Source organism: Propionimicrobium sp. PCR01-08-3 (genome assembly GCF_030286045.1).
Taxonomy (GTDB): Bacteria; Actinomycetota; Actinomycetes; order Propionibacteriales; family Propionibacteriaceae; genus Brooklawnia.
Map to the genome: position 1 here is coordinate 590,739 of NZ_CP127390.1, position 13,564 is coordinate 604,302.

Below are 13,564 nucleotides of genomic sequence, written 5' to 3' on the forward strand. Positions count from 1 at the left end.
CACGATAGACAACGCCGGCCTGAGAGCCTCCGCAATTCGGGATGTTCGGCGCGGTCATGGAATGGCCGTCCCGTCTGAAAATAGCCGATATCGCGCGTATCAGTAGATGCCATGGTGAGGTCCCGGGGCGGGAACATGGGGGTCACTAGCGGGGGCGCCGCCATAGCCCTAGCTTGTGAAGCGCTCCAGGCCGTCGGTGTTGCCGGCCGCGATCTGAGCGAACATCTCGGACGCGGCCGCGTCATCCCACATCACCACCGAGGCGCCATCATCTGTCCAGCCCTCGGTGCTGGCGATCGGCACCACCAACGACAGGCCGCTGTCGCCCGACACGCTCATCAAGGCCAAGCCGGCGCCGGCCAGATCACCGATGCCGGTCTGATCGCCTTTGGCGAGCATGTCCGAAACGGCCATGGTGGTGTTCCAATACCGGATCGGGTTGAGGATGGTGGCCGGGGTCGCTGCCTTCTTGACGACCTTGCCGATCACTTCGCGTTGCCGCTTGGCCCGCCCGATGTCGCCCTCCGGGTCCGCATAACGCATCCGCACATAGGCGAGCGCCATGGTTCCGTCGATATCGGAGCAGCCGGCCGGCAGGTCGAGGCCCGAAAAGTCGTCCTGCACGGCCTCGTCGACGCAGACCTCGATGCCGCCGACCGCGTCCACCAGATCGGTGAACCCGTCGAAACCGATCTCCAGATAGCCGTCGAGCTGCACACCTGTGGCCTGCTCGACGGTGTCCTCCAGCAGCGCGGCGCCGCCGTAGGAGTAGGCGGCGTTCAGCTTGTCTTCGCCGTATCCGGGAATCGTGACGTAGGAATCTCGGGGCAAGCTGATCAGCACCGACTGCCCCCTGAGGGGACGATAGAGGATCAGCATGGTGTCGGCCCGTGCTCCGTCGACGCCCTCCCTGGAGTCGGAGCCGACCAGCAAGACCGCGGTTCCGGGCTGGGTCGCCATCTCGGCGGTGGACTCTTCGATCGACCCCATCTTGTTGAGTGCATGTACCGGTACCGCCACCAGCCACACGACGAACGCGATGAGCAGCACGAGTATGGTGCGGCCGAGCCGGAAGCGATGGCGCCTGCGAACCTTGGCTGGACGCGGCGGGCGGCCGGGTCGGTCGGCTCGAGAACCTTGGTGCCGACCGCCGGGGGACCGCCCCGGCTGCCCGGACCCGGTCTGATGGCGGGGCGGCGCCGCTACCGGTTCTGGCCTGTGGACGTATTCGTCGGCCTCGACCTTTGCGTTGAACTCGGACACGTCATAGGACGGTGGAGAGACCCGCGGACGTCCGGAATCGTCGGCGGCCGGGGTGGAATCGCCGTTGTCGGATGGTGAAGACGAGTTGCCAGATGATGATCGGCCGTAGAGCCAATCGAGGTCTGCCTGCCGGTCACCGTCGTCAGTCATGTCAGTCAGCGTATGCCTGCCGACTAAGCGTCGCCCGTTCCTGAGTGGCCAGCGAGTCGAGTTGATCGACCGTTCCGCCGACTGCTATCACGCTGGAGCCCCCGCCCAGAACCGGGGCTATCAAGGTCTGGCAGAGGGTCGTCCACGGATCTGCACCGGGAACGATCAACTGTCGTTCGCTCGACGGTGGGACCGCCGTCAACTCGTCCCAATTCTTTTGGCAGTCGCCCGCCTCGAAGCAGATCGGGCTCTCCGGCGCCACGCGCCAATGCACATCGGGCTGACTGAGTACTTCCGCGTAGTCGGTGACTCCGGCCGGACGATCCGCAAACCCTGCGCCAAGGGGGTGCAGGGAGCATGCGATGGTCTCGACCCCGGGGACCGGATGCGGGGTCTGCGGGCCGATGACGGCGGCGTCCAGAAGATCGATCGAGGCCAACTGCTCACGGGGCGACGCGACCACCTGCCCACCCAGCTGCCAGATCGCCATCGTCCACACCAGTCCCACCCAGTGCCCGGGATCGGTGATGATGAGCGTGTTGGCGACCCGCGGCAGATCTTCGACATCCATCGACACCAGCAGGTTCGCCGATTTGTCGACCCAGTTCGCGAACGTCTTACCCGACAGCTCGGTGCGCGACCCGGCACCGAGGTCGTACCACGTGATCAGCGGAGCCGCGCCGAGCGTGGCAACCCGGTGTTCAAGCACAGCCGACAGGTCGCCCGGTTCCAAGGTGTTCGCGGGTAAAGCCATTGGTCCATGGTATTGCAGGAGAGCGACCTCGCGCGCCCGGCCGAACGATCCCATCGGATGCGATTCGGCTAAATTAGCGGTGTGCGCTACGTAGTGATCATGGCCGGTGGTTCTGGCAAGCGGCTATGGCCGCTGTCCCGGCAGGGTGAGCCCAAGCAGTTGCTGCCGCTGTTCGAGGGCAGAAGCTTGTTGCAGTTGGCCTATGAGCGGGTGCGGCAGGTGGTGCCCGCCGATCACGTGCTGGTCTGCGCCGGCGCGGCCTATGCCGATGTCGTGGCGCATCAGCTGCCCGATCTCGCCCCCGAGAATATTCTCGGCGAGCCGGAGGGCCGCGACTCATTGAACGCGGTGGCCTGGCCTGCCGCGGTGCTGGCGCGCCGCGATGCCGATGCTGTGGTGGCCGTGGTGACCGCCGATCAGTTGATCACCCCCGTCGATGTCTTCGCGCAAGCGATGGACGACGGCTTCCGGCTGGCATCCGACGACCCGGCAGCTTTGGTTGCCTTCGGGGTCGTCCCGACCAGCCCGCACACCGGCTATGGATACCTGCAGCGAGGCGCCGATATCCCCGGCTATGGAACGGCGAGCGAGATCGTCGAGTTCAAGGAAAAGCCCGATCTGGCGACCGCCGAGAACTACCTCGCCTCGGGACGCTACTGGTGGAATGCCGGCATGTTCGTCTGGAGGGCGCAGACTTTGCTGGAGCAATTGCGGGTGCTGATGCCGCAAACCTATGAGCAGGTCACCGAGCTCGCGACCCATCCCGACAAACTGGACGCCATCTATCCCCGGCTCACCAAGATCTCCGTCGATTACGCCATCATGGAGCCGGTCTCGCACGGCCGGACGAGCGCCCATATCGCTGCGGTTGCCCTGCAGATCGACTGGGCCGACGTCGGCAGCTTCGCTGCGTTGCACGAGGTCCTGGATCATGACGATTCCGGGAATGCCATCGTGGGCACGGTCGTCGCGGACGATGCGTCCGGAAATCTGCTGATCAACAACCGGCCGGGAACGGTGCTGGGTGTGGTCGGTGTGCACGACCTGTTCATCGTGCACACCGCCGACGCCACCGTGGCCGGTTCTTTGTCTGCCAGTCAGCAGGTCAAGGCATTGGCCGACCGGGTCGCGGCCGAGGCGTCCGAAGAATTGGCGTGAATCCGGCCGCCCGGCGAGCGAGGCGAGGAGCACGGCCCGGTGAGGGATCACTACTTGAAGCGTGACGAAGAATGAGCGCGCCACGCAGCGATAATCATTGAGAGGGTCCCTAAAATAAGGGTGGGCTTAAAACAGGACAGTCATGATCGAATACGCGAAAAAACTCCGGGTGCCGGCAACGATTGGTGTGCTGGCAGTTATCTGTGTCTATGTTGCCGTCGCCGTCGTCTATTTCATTGTCCTGCTGAGCGGCGGCACCTACATTGCGGACGCTGCGCGTCAGGCCGGCTCGGACACGGTCTCCCTGGTCTGGATCTTCACTGCGGTTGCGCTCGTGCTGATCTGCCTGCTGAGCAATCCTCCGGTGGCGAAGATCGCGCAGCTCATCCGTGCCTCGGCAATCGTGGTGAGCGGCGCAACGGCGGCGGCACTGATTTTCTGGATCATGGGCCTGTTCGGCGATTTCGGGGTGGGCGCGTGGCTGGCCACTCTGGGTGGTCTGGTCGAAACCCTGGTCAAGGCGGCCTGCTCGGTCGCCCTATGGCGGCTGCTGCGCTGGCCGGTGGACAGACCGTCAGATTCGGCAGACCCAACCTCGGCACAGGCCGGCGAGCCCACCTCCGAATCCGGACAGCGGCCGGCCTGGGATGCCCCCGAGGCGGTCGGCCTGCAGTGGAACCGGGCGGGCGACGCCGCTACCGGTGCGGCCCCGCCGGCACTGCACGCCACCCCGGATGCGGTCCCCGAACCGCCGGCAGCGCCCGCGAAACCTCGCCAACTGTGGTCGCGAGGCGGAATACCCGCCGAGGCCCTGCCGTCCGGCGATGAGCAGCAGCCGGCCTCGCAGTCCGAGACCCGGCCTCCGGACGACTCTCAACGCCCACCAACCGGGCAAAGTGGGCGTCCCGCACCCGATTGGACGCCTACGCCGCGTCCCGAGTGATCCCGCAAGGATCCGAATTTCGACGGCGGCGCGGATCCGGCCACAGTCGTGAATAGGGTCGCAAATGTCGCGCCGCCCACAAGCGCGCGGCGATTCTGACTCGGCGCGTCGGTGCGGGGCGGAGGGCCTGCATAAGTGCGACACCGGTGCCGCACAGGGTTCCATCAAAGCTGGTAAGTGCTGCGGCACTCATCCTGGCAGAATCAGGATTCGCGCTGAGAATAATCATGATGCTAAGGTTTTCAATCTTGACACGCCCTAAACCACATGCGTGTAATTTCATGCATGTAGGTTTTGTCCCGTTGGTCCAGTCGGAAGGAGTGAGAATGCAGCCGTTGCAGGCACTCTTCGACAGCGAAGAAAGTGACGATGGTGCGCTGGCTTGGCAGGAACAGGCTTTGTGCGCCCAAACCGACCCCGAGGCGTTTTTCCCGGAGAAGGGCGGCTCCACCCGCGAAGCCAAACGGGTCTGCCAGAACTGCGAAGTCCGCTCCGAATGCCTCGACTACGCCCTGGCGAACGATGAGCGATTCGGCATCTGGGGAGGATTGTCGGAGCGCGAACGCCGCCAGCTGAAGAAGCGCGCCGTATAGCTGGTCACCGGCCGCGTGCGAGGGATGAGCACTCGACCGGCTTTCCGATAGTTATCCGGACGCTCACGAGGTCCCAGCGCGGCGAACGAGCGCGCCGTCCGGATCAGCCCAGCCCGAGCACCATCCAATCGAATGCGATTCAGTCGTCGTCCACCTCGGGATCGAGGTCGTGCATGGAACGCCCCGTGAGCGCCGAAAGCTGTTCCACCAAGGTGATATGCACCAGATCGTAGAGATCCTCCCGGTCGGCGGCGCGGCGCTCCAAGGGCCGCCGGAAGATCACGATACGAGCCGGCCGGGTGGTGGTCGCATCGATCGCCGCCGCCAGCGGAACCCGATCGAGATACGCCCAGTCAAAGGTCGCGCTCGGCACGTCCTCGACACCGATGTCGACCCCGACGAGCGCATCGGGTGCCGTCTCCATCAGGCGGGAGACAGATTCGGTGACGGCCTGAACGAAGAACTCCGCTGCGCTGAGATGACCGGGGATACGAACCGGTGCCCCGGTGAGCGGATTGGGAAGCGCGAGCGGACCACGCATGCCCCGCCCATGCCGGTCACGTCGGTCAGTCATACCGAAACTCTAGCCAGTCCCCACGATCACGATCACGATGCGCGCGAGCGTGCTCAGAGCTGAACCTCGGGTTGAGAAACGCGCCGCGCCACCGCGGCCCATCTGGCCACATCGCGCGCCACAGGTTAGCGTGGGGACCGTGATGAACAGGCAATGCACGCGTAGCGGCTGCAAAGGCCGGGCTGTAGCAACGTTGACATATGCGTACGCAGACTCCACTGCGGTGCTGGGCCCGCTGGCTTTGCAGGCAACCCCGGGCTGCTACGACCTGTGCGCCACTCACGCATCCAAGATGACTGCGCCGCAGGGCTGGGAAATCATCCGGCTGGCCGATCCGGAGTCGTTGGTTCCCGAGCCGGACGAGGACGATCTGCTGGCCTTGGCGAATGCGGTTCGCGAGGTCGGTTTCTCCGATAATCCGGCAAGCAACCTGGCGGGCGACCCGTCGTCCGTGGTCGAATTGGGACGCCGAGGGCACCTGCGGGTGATTCAGGACGCCCAGCGGAACGTCTGAAGACAGCCACGATCCGGGCTTGTAAGCTGGCCGGGTGAATCAGCCTGCCCACATCAATATGGTCGCGTTCGACCTGGACGACACCCTGGCCGAATCGAAGTCACCGCTGAGCCCGGAGATGGCGCGCACCCTCGCCGACCTGCTCGCGGTATCGGCGGTGTGCATCATCTCGGGAGGGCAGTTTCAGCAATTCGACACACAGGTGCTGGCGCAACTGCCCACCGACGCCAACCTCGGCGACCTGCATTTGATGCCGACCTGCGGTACCCGCTATCTGCGGTTCTACGAGGGCTTGTGGCACGAGGTCTATGCACACGTGCTGTCTCAGGTGCAAAAGCAGGCGGCTATCGACGCGCTCGAGACCAGCGCCAAGCAGCTGGGGCTGTGGGAACCGGACGAGAAGGTCACCGGCCCCCGCATCGAAGACCGGGGATCTCAGATCACCTATTCGGCGTTGGGCCAGGCCGCCCGGGTGGACGACAAGAAGGCGTGGGATCCCGATGGGACGAAGCGCGAGAGACTACGCACCGCGGTCGCGGTCGAGCTGCCCGATCTCGAGGTGCGCGCCGGAGGGTCGACCTCGATCGATGTCACCCGGCGCGGTATCGACAAGGCGTACGGCATGAACAGCCTGGCGCGGCAGACCGGCATTCCGCTCACCGAGATGCTTTTCGTCGGCGACAGGCTGATGCCCGGCGGAAATGACTATCCGGTGAAGGAGCTGGGGGTTCCCTGCCATGCGGTGAGCGGCCCCGACGACACCGAACACTATGTACGCGGGCTCATCGAGCAACTGTCAGCCAAGGGAGATTAGCCGGATGAATATCGACAATTCTGTGGACGAACTCGGTCTGACCAGGCAATTCCTGGAGATCGCCGCCTGCCCGGCCTGTCACAGCGGGTTCGCCGTCGACTACGAACGAGCGGAACTGATCTGCGTGAATGCCGACTGCGCGCTGGCCTATCCGGTGCGTGACGGAATTCCGGTTTTGCTGGTCGACCAGGCCCGCAGCACGAGGTGACCGCGATGTTCAGCGAATTCGATGAGGCCCGGCTGGACGACCCGGATGTGCTGGCCGCCCACGATGAGCAGCTGCGCTATCTGGCGATGGCGGGCGCGAGGATCCGCAGTGAGGCGTTGGATGTGCGGGTTCCCGTCGACTTGACCATGACCCCGCGCGGCGTGATAGTGGCGGGCGCGGAGGCACGTTTGATCCGCGCCGTGCTGGAGCCGGTGTGCCCGGTGCCGTTGATCGCGTGGCCACTGCAAGGGCTGCCCGGCTGGGTGGGGCCGCTGGACCTGGTAGTGGTGCTGGCGAGCGAGCCCGGGGCCTACGCCGGCGCCGAACTGGTCGCGACCGTCGCGGAAGCGACCAGGCGGGGTTCCCAGGTGATGCTGGCGGCGCCCGATAACACTCCTGTGGCCGAGATGGCGTCGGCTCGGGCGATCAGAGTCCTGACCCGCACTGCGGATCCGACGGCGGCGGCAGTGGCCGTCCTGGCGCGGCTGCACGAGGCAGGTCTGGGGCCCGTGGTCACCACCGAGAGTGCGGCCGAAGCGGCGGACATGGTGGCCGAGGCATCGAGCCCGCATCGGGACTTTTCGTCCAATCCGGCGAAGGATCTGGCCTGCGGGCTCGCGGACGCCGACCCTCTGCTGTGGGGTGGGTCGGTGCTGGCTGCCAGGGCCAGCCGCAGACTCGCCGAAGCAATCCGGGCGGCGTCCGGCAGGCACGCACTGTCGGCCGGGGTCGGCGAGATCATGGAAGTGCTGAGCCACGCCAAGCCCCGCGACACCTTTGCCGACCCCTTCACCGATGGTGAGGAACGCCGCAGCGTGCTGGTCATCCTCGACGACGAACAGGCCGACGAGGCCAGCGCTCGAGCCGGGGATGCCTTACGCGATGCGGCCGTTGCGGCCGGGGTACGAGTCTGCGAACTCAGCGCCGGCCAGGGCAGTGAGATCGACCGGTACATCACCTTGCTGATGCAGGGCCTCTATGGCGCGGTGTATCTGGAGATCGGGCTGGAGGGCTAGCTGTTGTGTCTCGTGGGGTGTTTTAACGTTCGGCGGGTCGTCGCTGAATAGGTGAGGCCTTCTGGGGGACGAGAGGCGATAGGCCTTGCACGAGACGAACCTCTAGACTGCTCAGCATGGATTATCGCGTCGCTGACATTGATCTGGCCGACTTCGGCCGCCGTGAGATCACCCTCGCCGAGCATGAGATGCCGGGCCTGATGGCCGTTCGGGAACGCTACGCCCCTGCACAGCCACTCGCCGGGGCGCGGATCGCCGGCTCGATTCACATGACGGTGCAGACCGCGGTCCTGATCGAGACCCTGGTGGCGTTGGGCGCGAAGGTGCGCTGGGCGTCCTGCAACATCTTCTCGACTCAGGATCATGCTGCGGCAGCGATCGCGGCAGCGGACATCCCGGTTTTCGCCTGGAAGGGCGAAACCCTCGAGGACTACTGGGCGTGCACCACCGAGATCTTCCGCTGGCCCGGCGGCGAACTGCCCACCATGATTCTGGACGACGGTGGCGACGCGACCCTGCTGGTGCACAAGGGAGCCGAATTCGGGGCGGACGTGCCCACGCCCGGCCCGGAGGATTCGCACGAGTTCGGCGTCCTGTTGAACCAGCTGCGTGCGACCACCGACGTGGACTGGGAAGCCATCGCCGCAGGTCTGCTCGGCGTGACCGAGGAGACCACCACCGGTGTACACAGGTTGGTGCAGATGGCCGCGACCGGAACCCTGCGCTTCCCGGCCATCAACGTCAATGATTCGGTGACCAAGCAGAAGTTCGACAACATCTATGGCATCCGGCACTCGCTGATCGACGGCATCAATCGCGGCACGGACATGCTGATCGGCGGCAAGACGGCCGTGGTCTGCGGATACGGCGACGTCGGCAAGGGCTGCGCGCAGTCGCTGCGCGGCCAGGGCGCCCGGGTGCTGGTGACCGAGATCGACCCGATCTGCGCACTGCAGGCCGCGATGGACGGCTACCAGGTCGTCCGGCTGGATGATGTGGTGGAAAGCGCCGACCTCTTCATCACCGCTACCGGATGCTGCGATGTGATCAGCGCCGAGCAGATCTCCAAGATGAAGCACCAGGCGGTGGTGGGCAATATCGGCCACTTCGACAACGAGATCGACATGGCCGGGCTGGAATCGTGGCCGGGCATCGAGCGGGTCACCATCAAGCCTCAGGTTGATCTGTGGCGTTATCCCGACGGGCACGGAGTGCTCGTCCTATCGGAAGGACGCCTGCTGAACCTGGGCAACGCCACCGGGCACCCCAGCTTTGTGATGAGCAACTCATTCGCGAATCAGGTGCTCGCGCAGATAGAACTGTTCTGCAACCGGGACGCCTACCCGCTGGGCGTGCACGTGCTGCCGAAACTGCTGGACGAAGAAGTTGCCCGGCTGCATCTGGATGCCTTGGGCGCCGAGCTGAGCACCCTCAGCCAAAAGCAGGCCGACTACCTCGGCATCACCGTCGAGGGGCCCTTCAAGGCGGACAGCTACCGGTACTGACCCGGCTCGTAGCTGCTGATGCTGGCCAGGGCTTCCGACTATCGGCCCAAGCAGCGTCCTGACTATCGGTACTGGCCTGACTGCATACGGGCCTCAGCGCACGAAAGGCGCGACCATGGTGTTCACCGCGTGGTCGCGCCTTTTGCAGTATTGCCCGTCCATGGACCGGGCGGGCGAGTGCCCGATCAGCGATCCTTGCCCTTGTCCTTGCCGGACTTCAGCGATTCCCAGATCTCCTTGCACATCGGGCAGACGGGAAATCGCTCCGGGTTGCGGGTGGGCACCCACACCTTTCCACACAGGGCGACCACCGGAGTGCCCATCACCTGCGCCTCGGTCAGCTTGGCTTTCGGCACATAGTGGCTGAACCGCTCCTCGTCGCCTTCTTCATAGCGTTCTTCGACACGTTCCTTGGTTACGGTTTCCGACCCCGGCGCCAATTGACTCATGCCTCAAGTGTGACACGCTTTGATTCCTGGTTCAGCGGGTGGTGGGCGTGCGGCTTTCTGCTCTCGGCTTGAACGCCTGGGCCCGCACCAGGTTCCATCGCATCGGCAGCCGGGGGAAAGCGATCGCCGCGCCCGGTCCAACTGTGTCTACTTTCTCGCTGCTCTCGGTGCTGATCCGGACCAGCTGCATTCTTGAATGCCATGGCAGGATGGATCGGTGAGCCAACCAACCCCGGAGGAGATCGGTAGTCCGCCCCTCGTCTTCACCATCGCCATCATCGGCGGCACTCTCTGTGTCGCATTTGAGGCATATGGCACCTTGACGGCGATGCCGGACGCAGCCGGGGACCTTGGCAGGTTGGATCTGTACGCGTGGGCGTTCACCGCGTTCGTGATCTCTCAGGTGCTCGCGATCGTGCTCGCCGGCCGGCTGGTCGACCGTATCGGCCCGGTGCTGCCCTTGGCGGTCGGCATGGCGATTTTCGGCGGCGGTTTGCTCGGCGCCGGAATGTCGGTCAACATGCCGATGCTGCTCGGTTTCCGCGCGCTGCAAGGCTTCGGCGGTGGCGCCCTCAATCTGGCCATGATGGTCGTGGTGGCGCAGGCCTACGGCAAATCGCAGCGGGCCTGGATGATGAGCGTCCTGTCGTTCTGTTGGATGCTGCCGAGCTTCGTCGGCCCGCCCGTCTCCGCGTGGATCACCACCACCTGGAGCTGGCACTGGGCTTTTCTGGTCATCGTGCCGCTCCTGGTGATCGTCGCGGCCATGGGGTGGCGGCCGTTGACCAGGCTGCCGCAGCTGCGCCACGAGCCGGTCAAAGCGACCAACCCGGTGCCGGTCTGGGCGGCGCTGCTGGCCGCATGCGGCACGGCGTTGATTCAGTTCGCGGGCCAACAACTGGACGCCGTCGCACTGGGTCTGGGAGCCGTCGGTCTGATGATCCTCGTCGTTGCGTTGCCCAGGTTGATGACGCCCGGTTTCATGCGATTCGCCGGAGGGCTTTCCTCGGCGATGTGGACGCGCACCCTGGCCGCCGGGGCCTACTTCGCGGGCGAGAGCTTCATTCCGGTGGTGCTCACTCAGCTCTATGGCTTTTCATTGCGCGGCGCCGGGTTCTTTCTGGCTCTGGGCGCCACCGGATGGACGCTCGGGTCGTTCGTCCAGGCATGGAGCGGACTGAAAATGCGTCGCGATCAGATCGTCCAGCTCGGCGGCCTCTGCCTGGTCATCGCCACGGTGATGATGACGGTTGCTGCCTGGCTGGTGCTGCCCTGGTGGCTCTTCGCGGTCGGCTTCGTGATGCTGGGGCTGGGCATGGGCTTCGTGGTGAGCAGCACCTCGTTGATCAATATGCAGCTGAGCGAACCCCGGCTGATCGGACGCAATACCTCGTCGCTTCAGGTCGGAGAGGGCCTCGGCAACGCCTTGGTCACCGGGCTGGCAGGCACCATCTTCGCCGCCCTGTTCGAGAAGGTGTCGCCGGCGGCGACTTTCGGGCCGCTCTACGCGCTATGTCTGATCGCGAGCATCTTGACCTTGATGGTGGCGCTGCGCATCGGTCCGGTCCGCAACGAGTCGTCGGGTGTGGGCTGAGCCCAGTCCGCCGGTTTTCGCCTGCTGTGCGTCCCCGTCGTGGTTTGCGGCGTGAGCGGCCCAGCACCGGCCGACATGTGCTCCAATGGGATGTGCGCCGCCCCATTGGTCGGGGAGCGAGAGTGTTGAACACGTCCGGTCAGGCCGAACGAAATGAGTCGAGGAGGACTTGACACAGTCATGGATGTGCCGGTGGGAATCTTCATCGTGGCGGTTCTGCTCGCGCTGGCCGGAGGTCTGATTCAAGGGGTGATCGGCTTCGGAATGGGCGTGGTGGCCTCACCCATCCTGGCGCTGGTCTATCCCGAACTGGTGCCGGTTTCGGTGGTGATGGCAGCATCGCTGATGCCGGTGGTCACTTTGATCGACGAAGGCCGTGAGCTGGATTGGCGTGCCCTGGGCTGGATCATGCTGGGCAGAGTGCCCGCCACCATGCTGGGCATCTACCTCGTCCTGATACTGCCGGTTTCGGCGTTGCAGATGCTGATCGGCGTGGTGGTGCTCGTGATGGTGCTTCTCGAATCCGTTCGCATCGCCATTCCCCGTAACCGCGGAACCCTGTTCGGCAGCGGATTCTTGGCGGGGGTGACCGGAGGCTCCTCGGGCATCGGTGGGCCACCGATCGCCATCGTGTTGTCGCACGACGAACCGGCGCGGGTGCGAGCGACCCTGGCAGCGGCCTTCCTCTTCGGCTCGGCGGTCTCACTCGCCGGCTTCGCGGCGAGTGGAACCCTGCACACCAATTCGGTGGTCGTCGGTGCGGTGATGGCGCCGACCGCGGTGGCCGGACTGCTGATCGCCCGCCGGCTGCGCAAGCACATCGGCAGGCGCGGTTTCAAGATCGGCGTTCTCGCCTTGTCCACGATTTCGGCGTTCACCCTTCTCGTCGAGGCGATTTTTTGAGTGAGGCGCTCATTGTCGGCGTGCGAATTCTTCCGTGATCGGGGCCGATCGCTTGTGGTGTGTGCTCGGTGCTGGGTACGCGACCGTCAATCGCGGAAGGTTTTGCACGACTGCCGGTAGACCCCACTGGTCGCTGTGCCCCGGACGCCTGAAGCCCGCGTACCTCGGTGCGAGGCAACTCATTCAGGAATGGGCGCGTGAGGCTTGTTGAGCGTTCCCGCTCCTGTGGGATGCTGGAGGAGTGAGCCAGCAATACGATCCCGCCCAGCAACTGCCACCTGCCGACTGGTATCCCGATCCTGCCAATGAGGGTCAGGAACGCTATTGGGACGGTACGCGGTGGACGACCAGAATGCGTCCGATCGCCACGCCGGGACAGCCCGGGCAGACGGGACAGGTCACCACAACACCCGGATTCGGGCAGCCAGGCTTCGCAGGCGTGACCGCCACCGGCCAGACCGGCTACGGGCCTCAGGCCGGCAGCTACCAACCCGCCCAGGGTCATCAGCAGGCATACCAACCGAGCTACCCGCCCCAGCAGGGCTACTCGCAATATCAGGGTGCCGGCTATTACGGGCCGACGACCGCCGACGGTGTCCCGCTGGCCGGCTGGTGGGCGCGGGTCGGCGCGGCAATCCTCGACAGCTTGATCCTCACGATCGTTGCTGCCTTGGTGATGCTGCCCTTCGCCGATACGTTGATAACCGGTTTCAACGCGTGGTTCGAAGACATGGTGCTGGCCGCCCAGACGGGCGCATCGGCGATACCCGACTATACGGATCCGCAATACGGTCTGGCGGGCCCGATGCGGACGATCTCGTTTATCAATGTGGCGATCAGCATCGCCTACGCCACCGGGATGCTCGTCTGGAAGGGCGGCACGCTGGGGCAGCTGGCCATCGGATTGCGGGTGGCCCGCACCGGCCAGGGCCAGCAGCACAACGGTCTGAGCATCGGTACCGCTCTGCTGCGCAATGTCGCCTATTACGGATTGGGGCTGATCAGCATCCTTTTCCTCATCAATGTTCTGCTTCCGTTGGCTAACACGAAGAAGCAGGCATTGCACGACATGATCGCCCGCACCCAGGTTGTCAAGATTCGCTGAGGAATAAGTTAGGGTGTGGGT

Annotated in this window: 15 protein-coding genes; 11 read left to right on the plus strand and 4 right to left on the minus strand. The window is 65.0% G+C overall.

Features of this window, described 5'->3' with window-relative positions:
- Positions 1-168 precede the first annotated feature (168 nt).
- Both QQ658_RS02855 and QQ658_RS02860 read right to left on the minus strand, forming a co-directional pair.
- Positions 169-1,413, minus strand: coding sequence for an LCP family protein (locus tag QQ658_RS02855; RefSeq protein WP_286026175.1), 1,245 nt, complete (start codon positions 1,411-1,413; stop codon positions 169-171).
- 1 nt (position 1,414) lies between these two features.
- Positions 1,415-2,167, minus strand: a complete 753-nt coding sequence (locus QQ658_RS02860) for a TIGR03089 family protein (RefSeq protein ID WP_286026176.1) — start codon at positions 2,165-2,167, stop codon at positions 1,415-1,417.
- Positions 2,168-2,248: 81 nt separating this feature from the next.
- Between QQ658_RS02860 and QQ658_RS02865 the strand changes: the two genes are divergently transcribed.
- The 3 genes from QQ658_RS02865 to QQ658_RS02875 all read left to right on the plus strand — a co-directional run bounded on the left by QQ658_RS02865 (position 2,249) and on the right by QQ658_RS02875 (position 4,861).
- Positions 2,249-3,325 carry a mannose-1-phosphate guanylyltransferase gene (locus QQ658_RS02865; RefSeq protein ID WP_286026177.1) on the plus strand — a complete coding sequence of 359 codons (1,077 nt, stop codon included), beginning with the start codon at positions 2,249-2,251 and terminating at the stop codon, positions 3,323-3,325.
- A 169-nt stretch (positions 3,326-3,494) separates the two neighbouring features.
- The gene (locus QQ658_RS02870; RefSeq protein WP_286026178.1) at positions 3,495-4,268 is read left to right on the plus strand and encodes a hypothetical protein; all 774 of its coding nucleotides are present in this window, start codon (positions 3,495-3,497) and stop codon (positions 4,266-4,268) included.
- Between the two features lie 326 nt (positions 4,269-4,594).
- Positions 4,595-4,861 carry a WhiB family transcriptional regulator gene (locus tag QQ658_RS02875; protein WP_286026179.1) on the plus strand — a complete coding sequence of 89 codons (267 nt, stop codon included), beginning with the start codon at positions 4,595-4,597 and terminating at the stop codon, positions 4,859-4,861.
- Positions 4,862-5,000: 139 nt separating this feature from the next.
- Here QQ658_RS02875 and QQ658_RS02880 read toward each other — a convergent pair whose 3' ends face one another.
- Positions 5,001-5,435: a metallopeptidase family protein gene (locus tag QQ658_RS02880; protein WP_286026180.1), complete on the minus strand. Its 435-nt coding sequence runs from the start codon at positions 5,433-5,435 to the stop codon at positions 5,001-5,003.
- Between the two features lie 142 nt (positions 5,436-5,577).
- Here QQ658_RS02880 and QQ658_RS02885 point away from each other — a divergent pair, with 142 nt between their 5' ends.
- From QQ658_RS02885 to ahcY, 5 genes are all read left to right on the plus strand, one after another.
- The gene (locus QQ658_RS02885) at positions 5,578-5,949 is read left to right on the plus strand and encodes a DUF3499 domain-containing protein (protein ID WP_286027018.1); all 372 of its coding nucleotides are present in this window, start codon (positions 5,578-5,580) and stop codon (positions 5,947-5,949) included.
- A 58-nt stretch (positions 5,950-6,007) separates the two neighbouring features.
- Positions 6,008-6,763 (plus strand): HAD-IIB family hydrolase, encoded by a 756-nt coding sequence (locus QQ658_RS02890; RefSeq protein ID WP_286027019.1) that lies wholly within the window; start codon positions 6,008-6,010, stop codon positions 6,761-6,763.
- 4 nt (positions 6,764-6,767) lie between these two features.
- Positions 6,768-6,971 (plus strand): Trm112 family protein, encoded by a 204-nt coding sequence (locus tag QQ658_RS02895; RefSeq protein ID WP_286026181.1) that lies wholly within the window; start codon positions 6,768-6,770, stop codon positions 6,969-6,971.
- A 5-nt stretch (positions 6,972-6,976) separates the two neighbouring features.
- A complete protein-coding gene (locus tag QQ658_RS02900) occupies positions 6,977-7,987 on the plus strand; it encodes an SIS domain-containing protein (protein WP_286026182.1) in 1,011 nt (336 codons plus the stop codon).
- Between the two features lie 116 nt (positions 7,988-8,103).
- Positions 8,104-9,492, plus strand: coding sequence for an adenosylhomocysteinase (gene ahcY, locus QQ658_RS02905; RefSeq protein ID WP_286026183.1), 1,389 nt, complete (start codon positions 8,104-8,106; stop codon positions 9,490-9,492).
- 185 nt (positions 9,493-9,677) lie between these two features.
- On the opposite strand, the gene QQ658_RS02910 is transcribed toward ahcY, so the two are convergent.
- Positions 9,678-9,941: a DUF3039 domain-containing protein gene (locus QQ658_RS02910; protein WP_286026184.1), complete on the minus strand. Its 264-nt coding sequence runs from the start codon at positions 9,939-9,941 to the stop codon at positions 9,678-9,680.
- A gap of 217 nt (positions 9,942-10,158) precedes the next feature.
- Between QQ658_RS02910 and QQ658_RS02915 the strand changes: the two genes are divergently transcribed.
- The 3 genes from QQ658_RS02915 (at position 10,159) to QQ658_RS02925 (ending at position 13,543) form a co-directional block, all read left to right on the plus strand.
- A complete protein-coding gene (locus QQ658_RS02915) occupies positions 10,159-11,535 on the plus strand; it encodes an MFS transporter (protein ID WP_286026185.1) in 1,377 nt (458 codons plus the stop codon).
- A gap of 192 nt (positions 11,536-11,727) precedes the next feature.
- Entirely contained in the window at positions 11,728-12,438 is a 711-nt protein-coding gene (locus tag QQ658_RS02920) for a sulfite exporter TauE/SafE family protein (RefSeq protein WP_286026186.1), read from the plus strand.
- A gap of 241 nt (positions 12,439-12,679) precedes the next feature.
- Complete coding sequence (locus QQ658_RS02925; protein WP_286026187.1) at positions 12,680-13,543, plus strand: RDD family protein; 864 nt, start codon at positions 12,680-12,682, stop codon at positions 13,541-13,543.
- The last annotated feature ends 21 nt before the right edge of the window (positions 13,544-13,564 follow it).

Bases quoted from the DNA above. Each gene is read 5' to 3' on its own strand.
- QQ658_RS02885 (WP_286027018.1), top strand. From the start codon at position 5,578: ATGAACAGGCAATGCACGCGTAGCGGCTGCAAAGGCCGGGCTGTAGCA.
- QQ658_RS02880 (WP_286026180.1), bottom strand. From the start codon at position 5,435: ATGACTGACCGACGTGACCGGCATGGGCGGGGCATGCGTGGTCCGCTC.
- QQ658_RS02895 (WP_286026181.1), top strand. From the start codon at position 6,768: ATGAATATCGACAATTCTGTGGACGAACTCGGTCTGACCAGGCAATTC.
- QQ658_RS02910 (WP_286026184.1), bottom strand. From the start codon at position 9,941: ATGAGTCAATTGGCGCCGGGGTCGGAAACCGTAACCAAGGAACGTGTC.
- QQ658_RS02900 (WP_286026182.1), top strand. From the start codon at position 6,977: ATGTTCAGCGAATTCGATGAGGCCCGGCTGGACGACCCGGATGTGCTG.
- QQ658_RS02855 (WP_286026175.1), bottom strand. From the start codon at position 1,413: ATGACTGACGACGGTGACCGGCAGGCAGACCTCGATTGGCTCTACGGC.
- ahcY (WP_286026183.1), top strand. From the start codon at position 8,104: ATGGATTATCGCGTCGCTGACATTGATCTGGCCGACTTCGGCCGCCGT.
- QQ658_RS02890 (WP_286027019.1), top strand. From the start codon at position 6,008: ATGGTCGCGTTCGACCTGGACGACACCCTGGCCGAATCGAAGTCACCG.
- QQ658_RS02860 (WP_286026176.1), bottom strand. From the start codon at position 2,167: ATGGCTTTACCCGCGAACACCTTGGAACCGGGCGACCTGTCGGCTGTG.
- QQ658_RS02875 (WP_286026179.1), top strand. From the start codon at position 4,595: ATGCAGCCGTTGCAGGCACTCTTCGACAGCGAAGAAAGTGACGATGGT.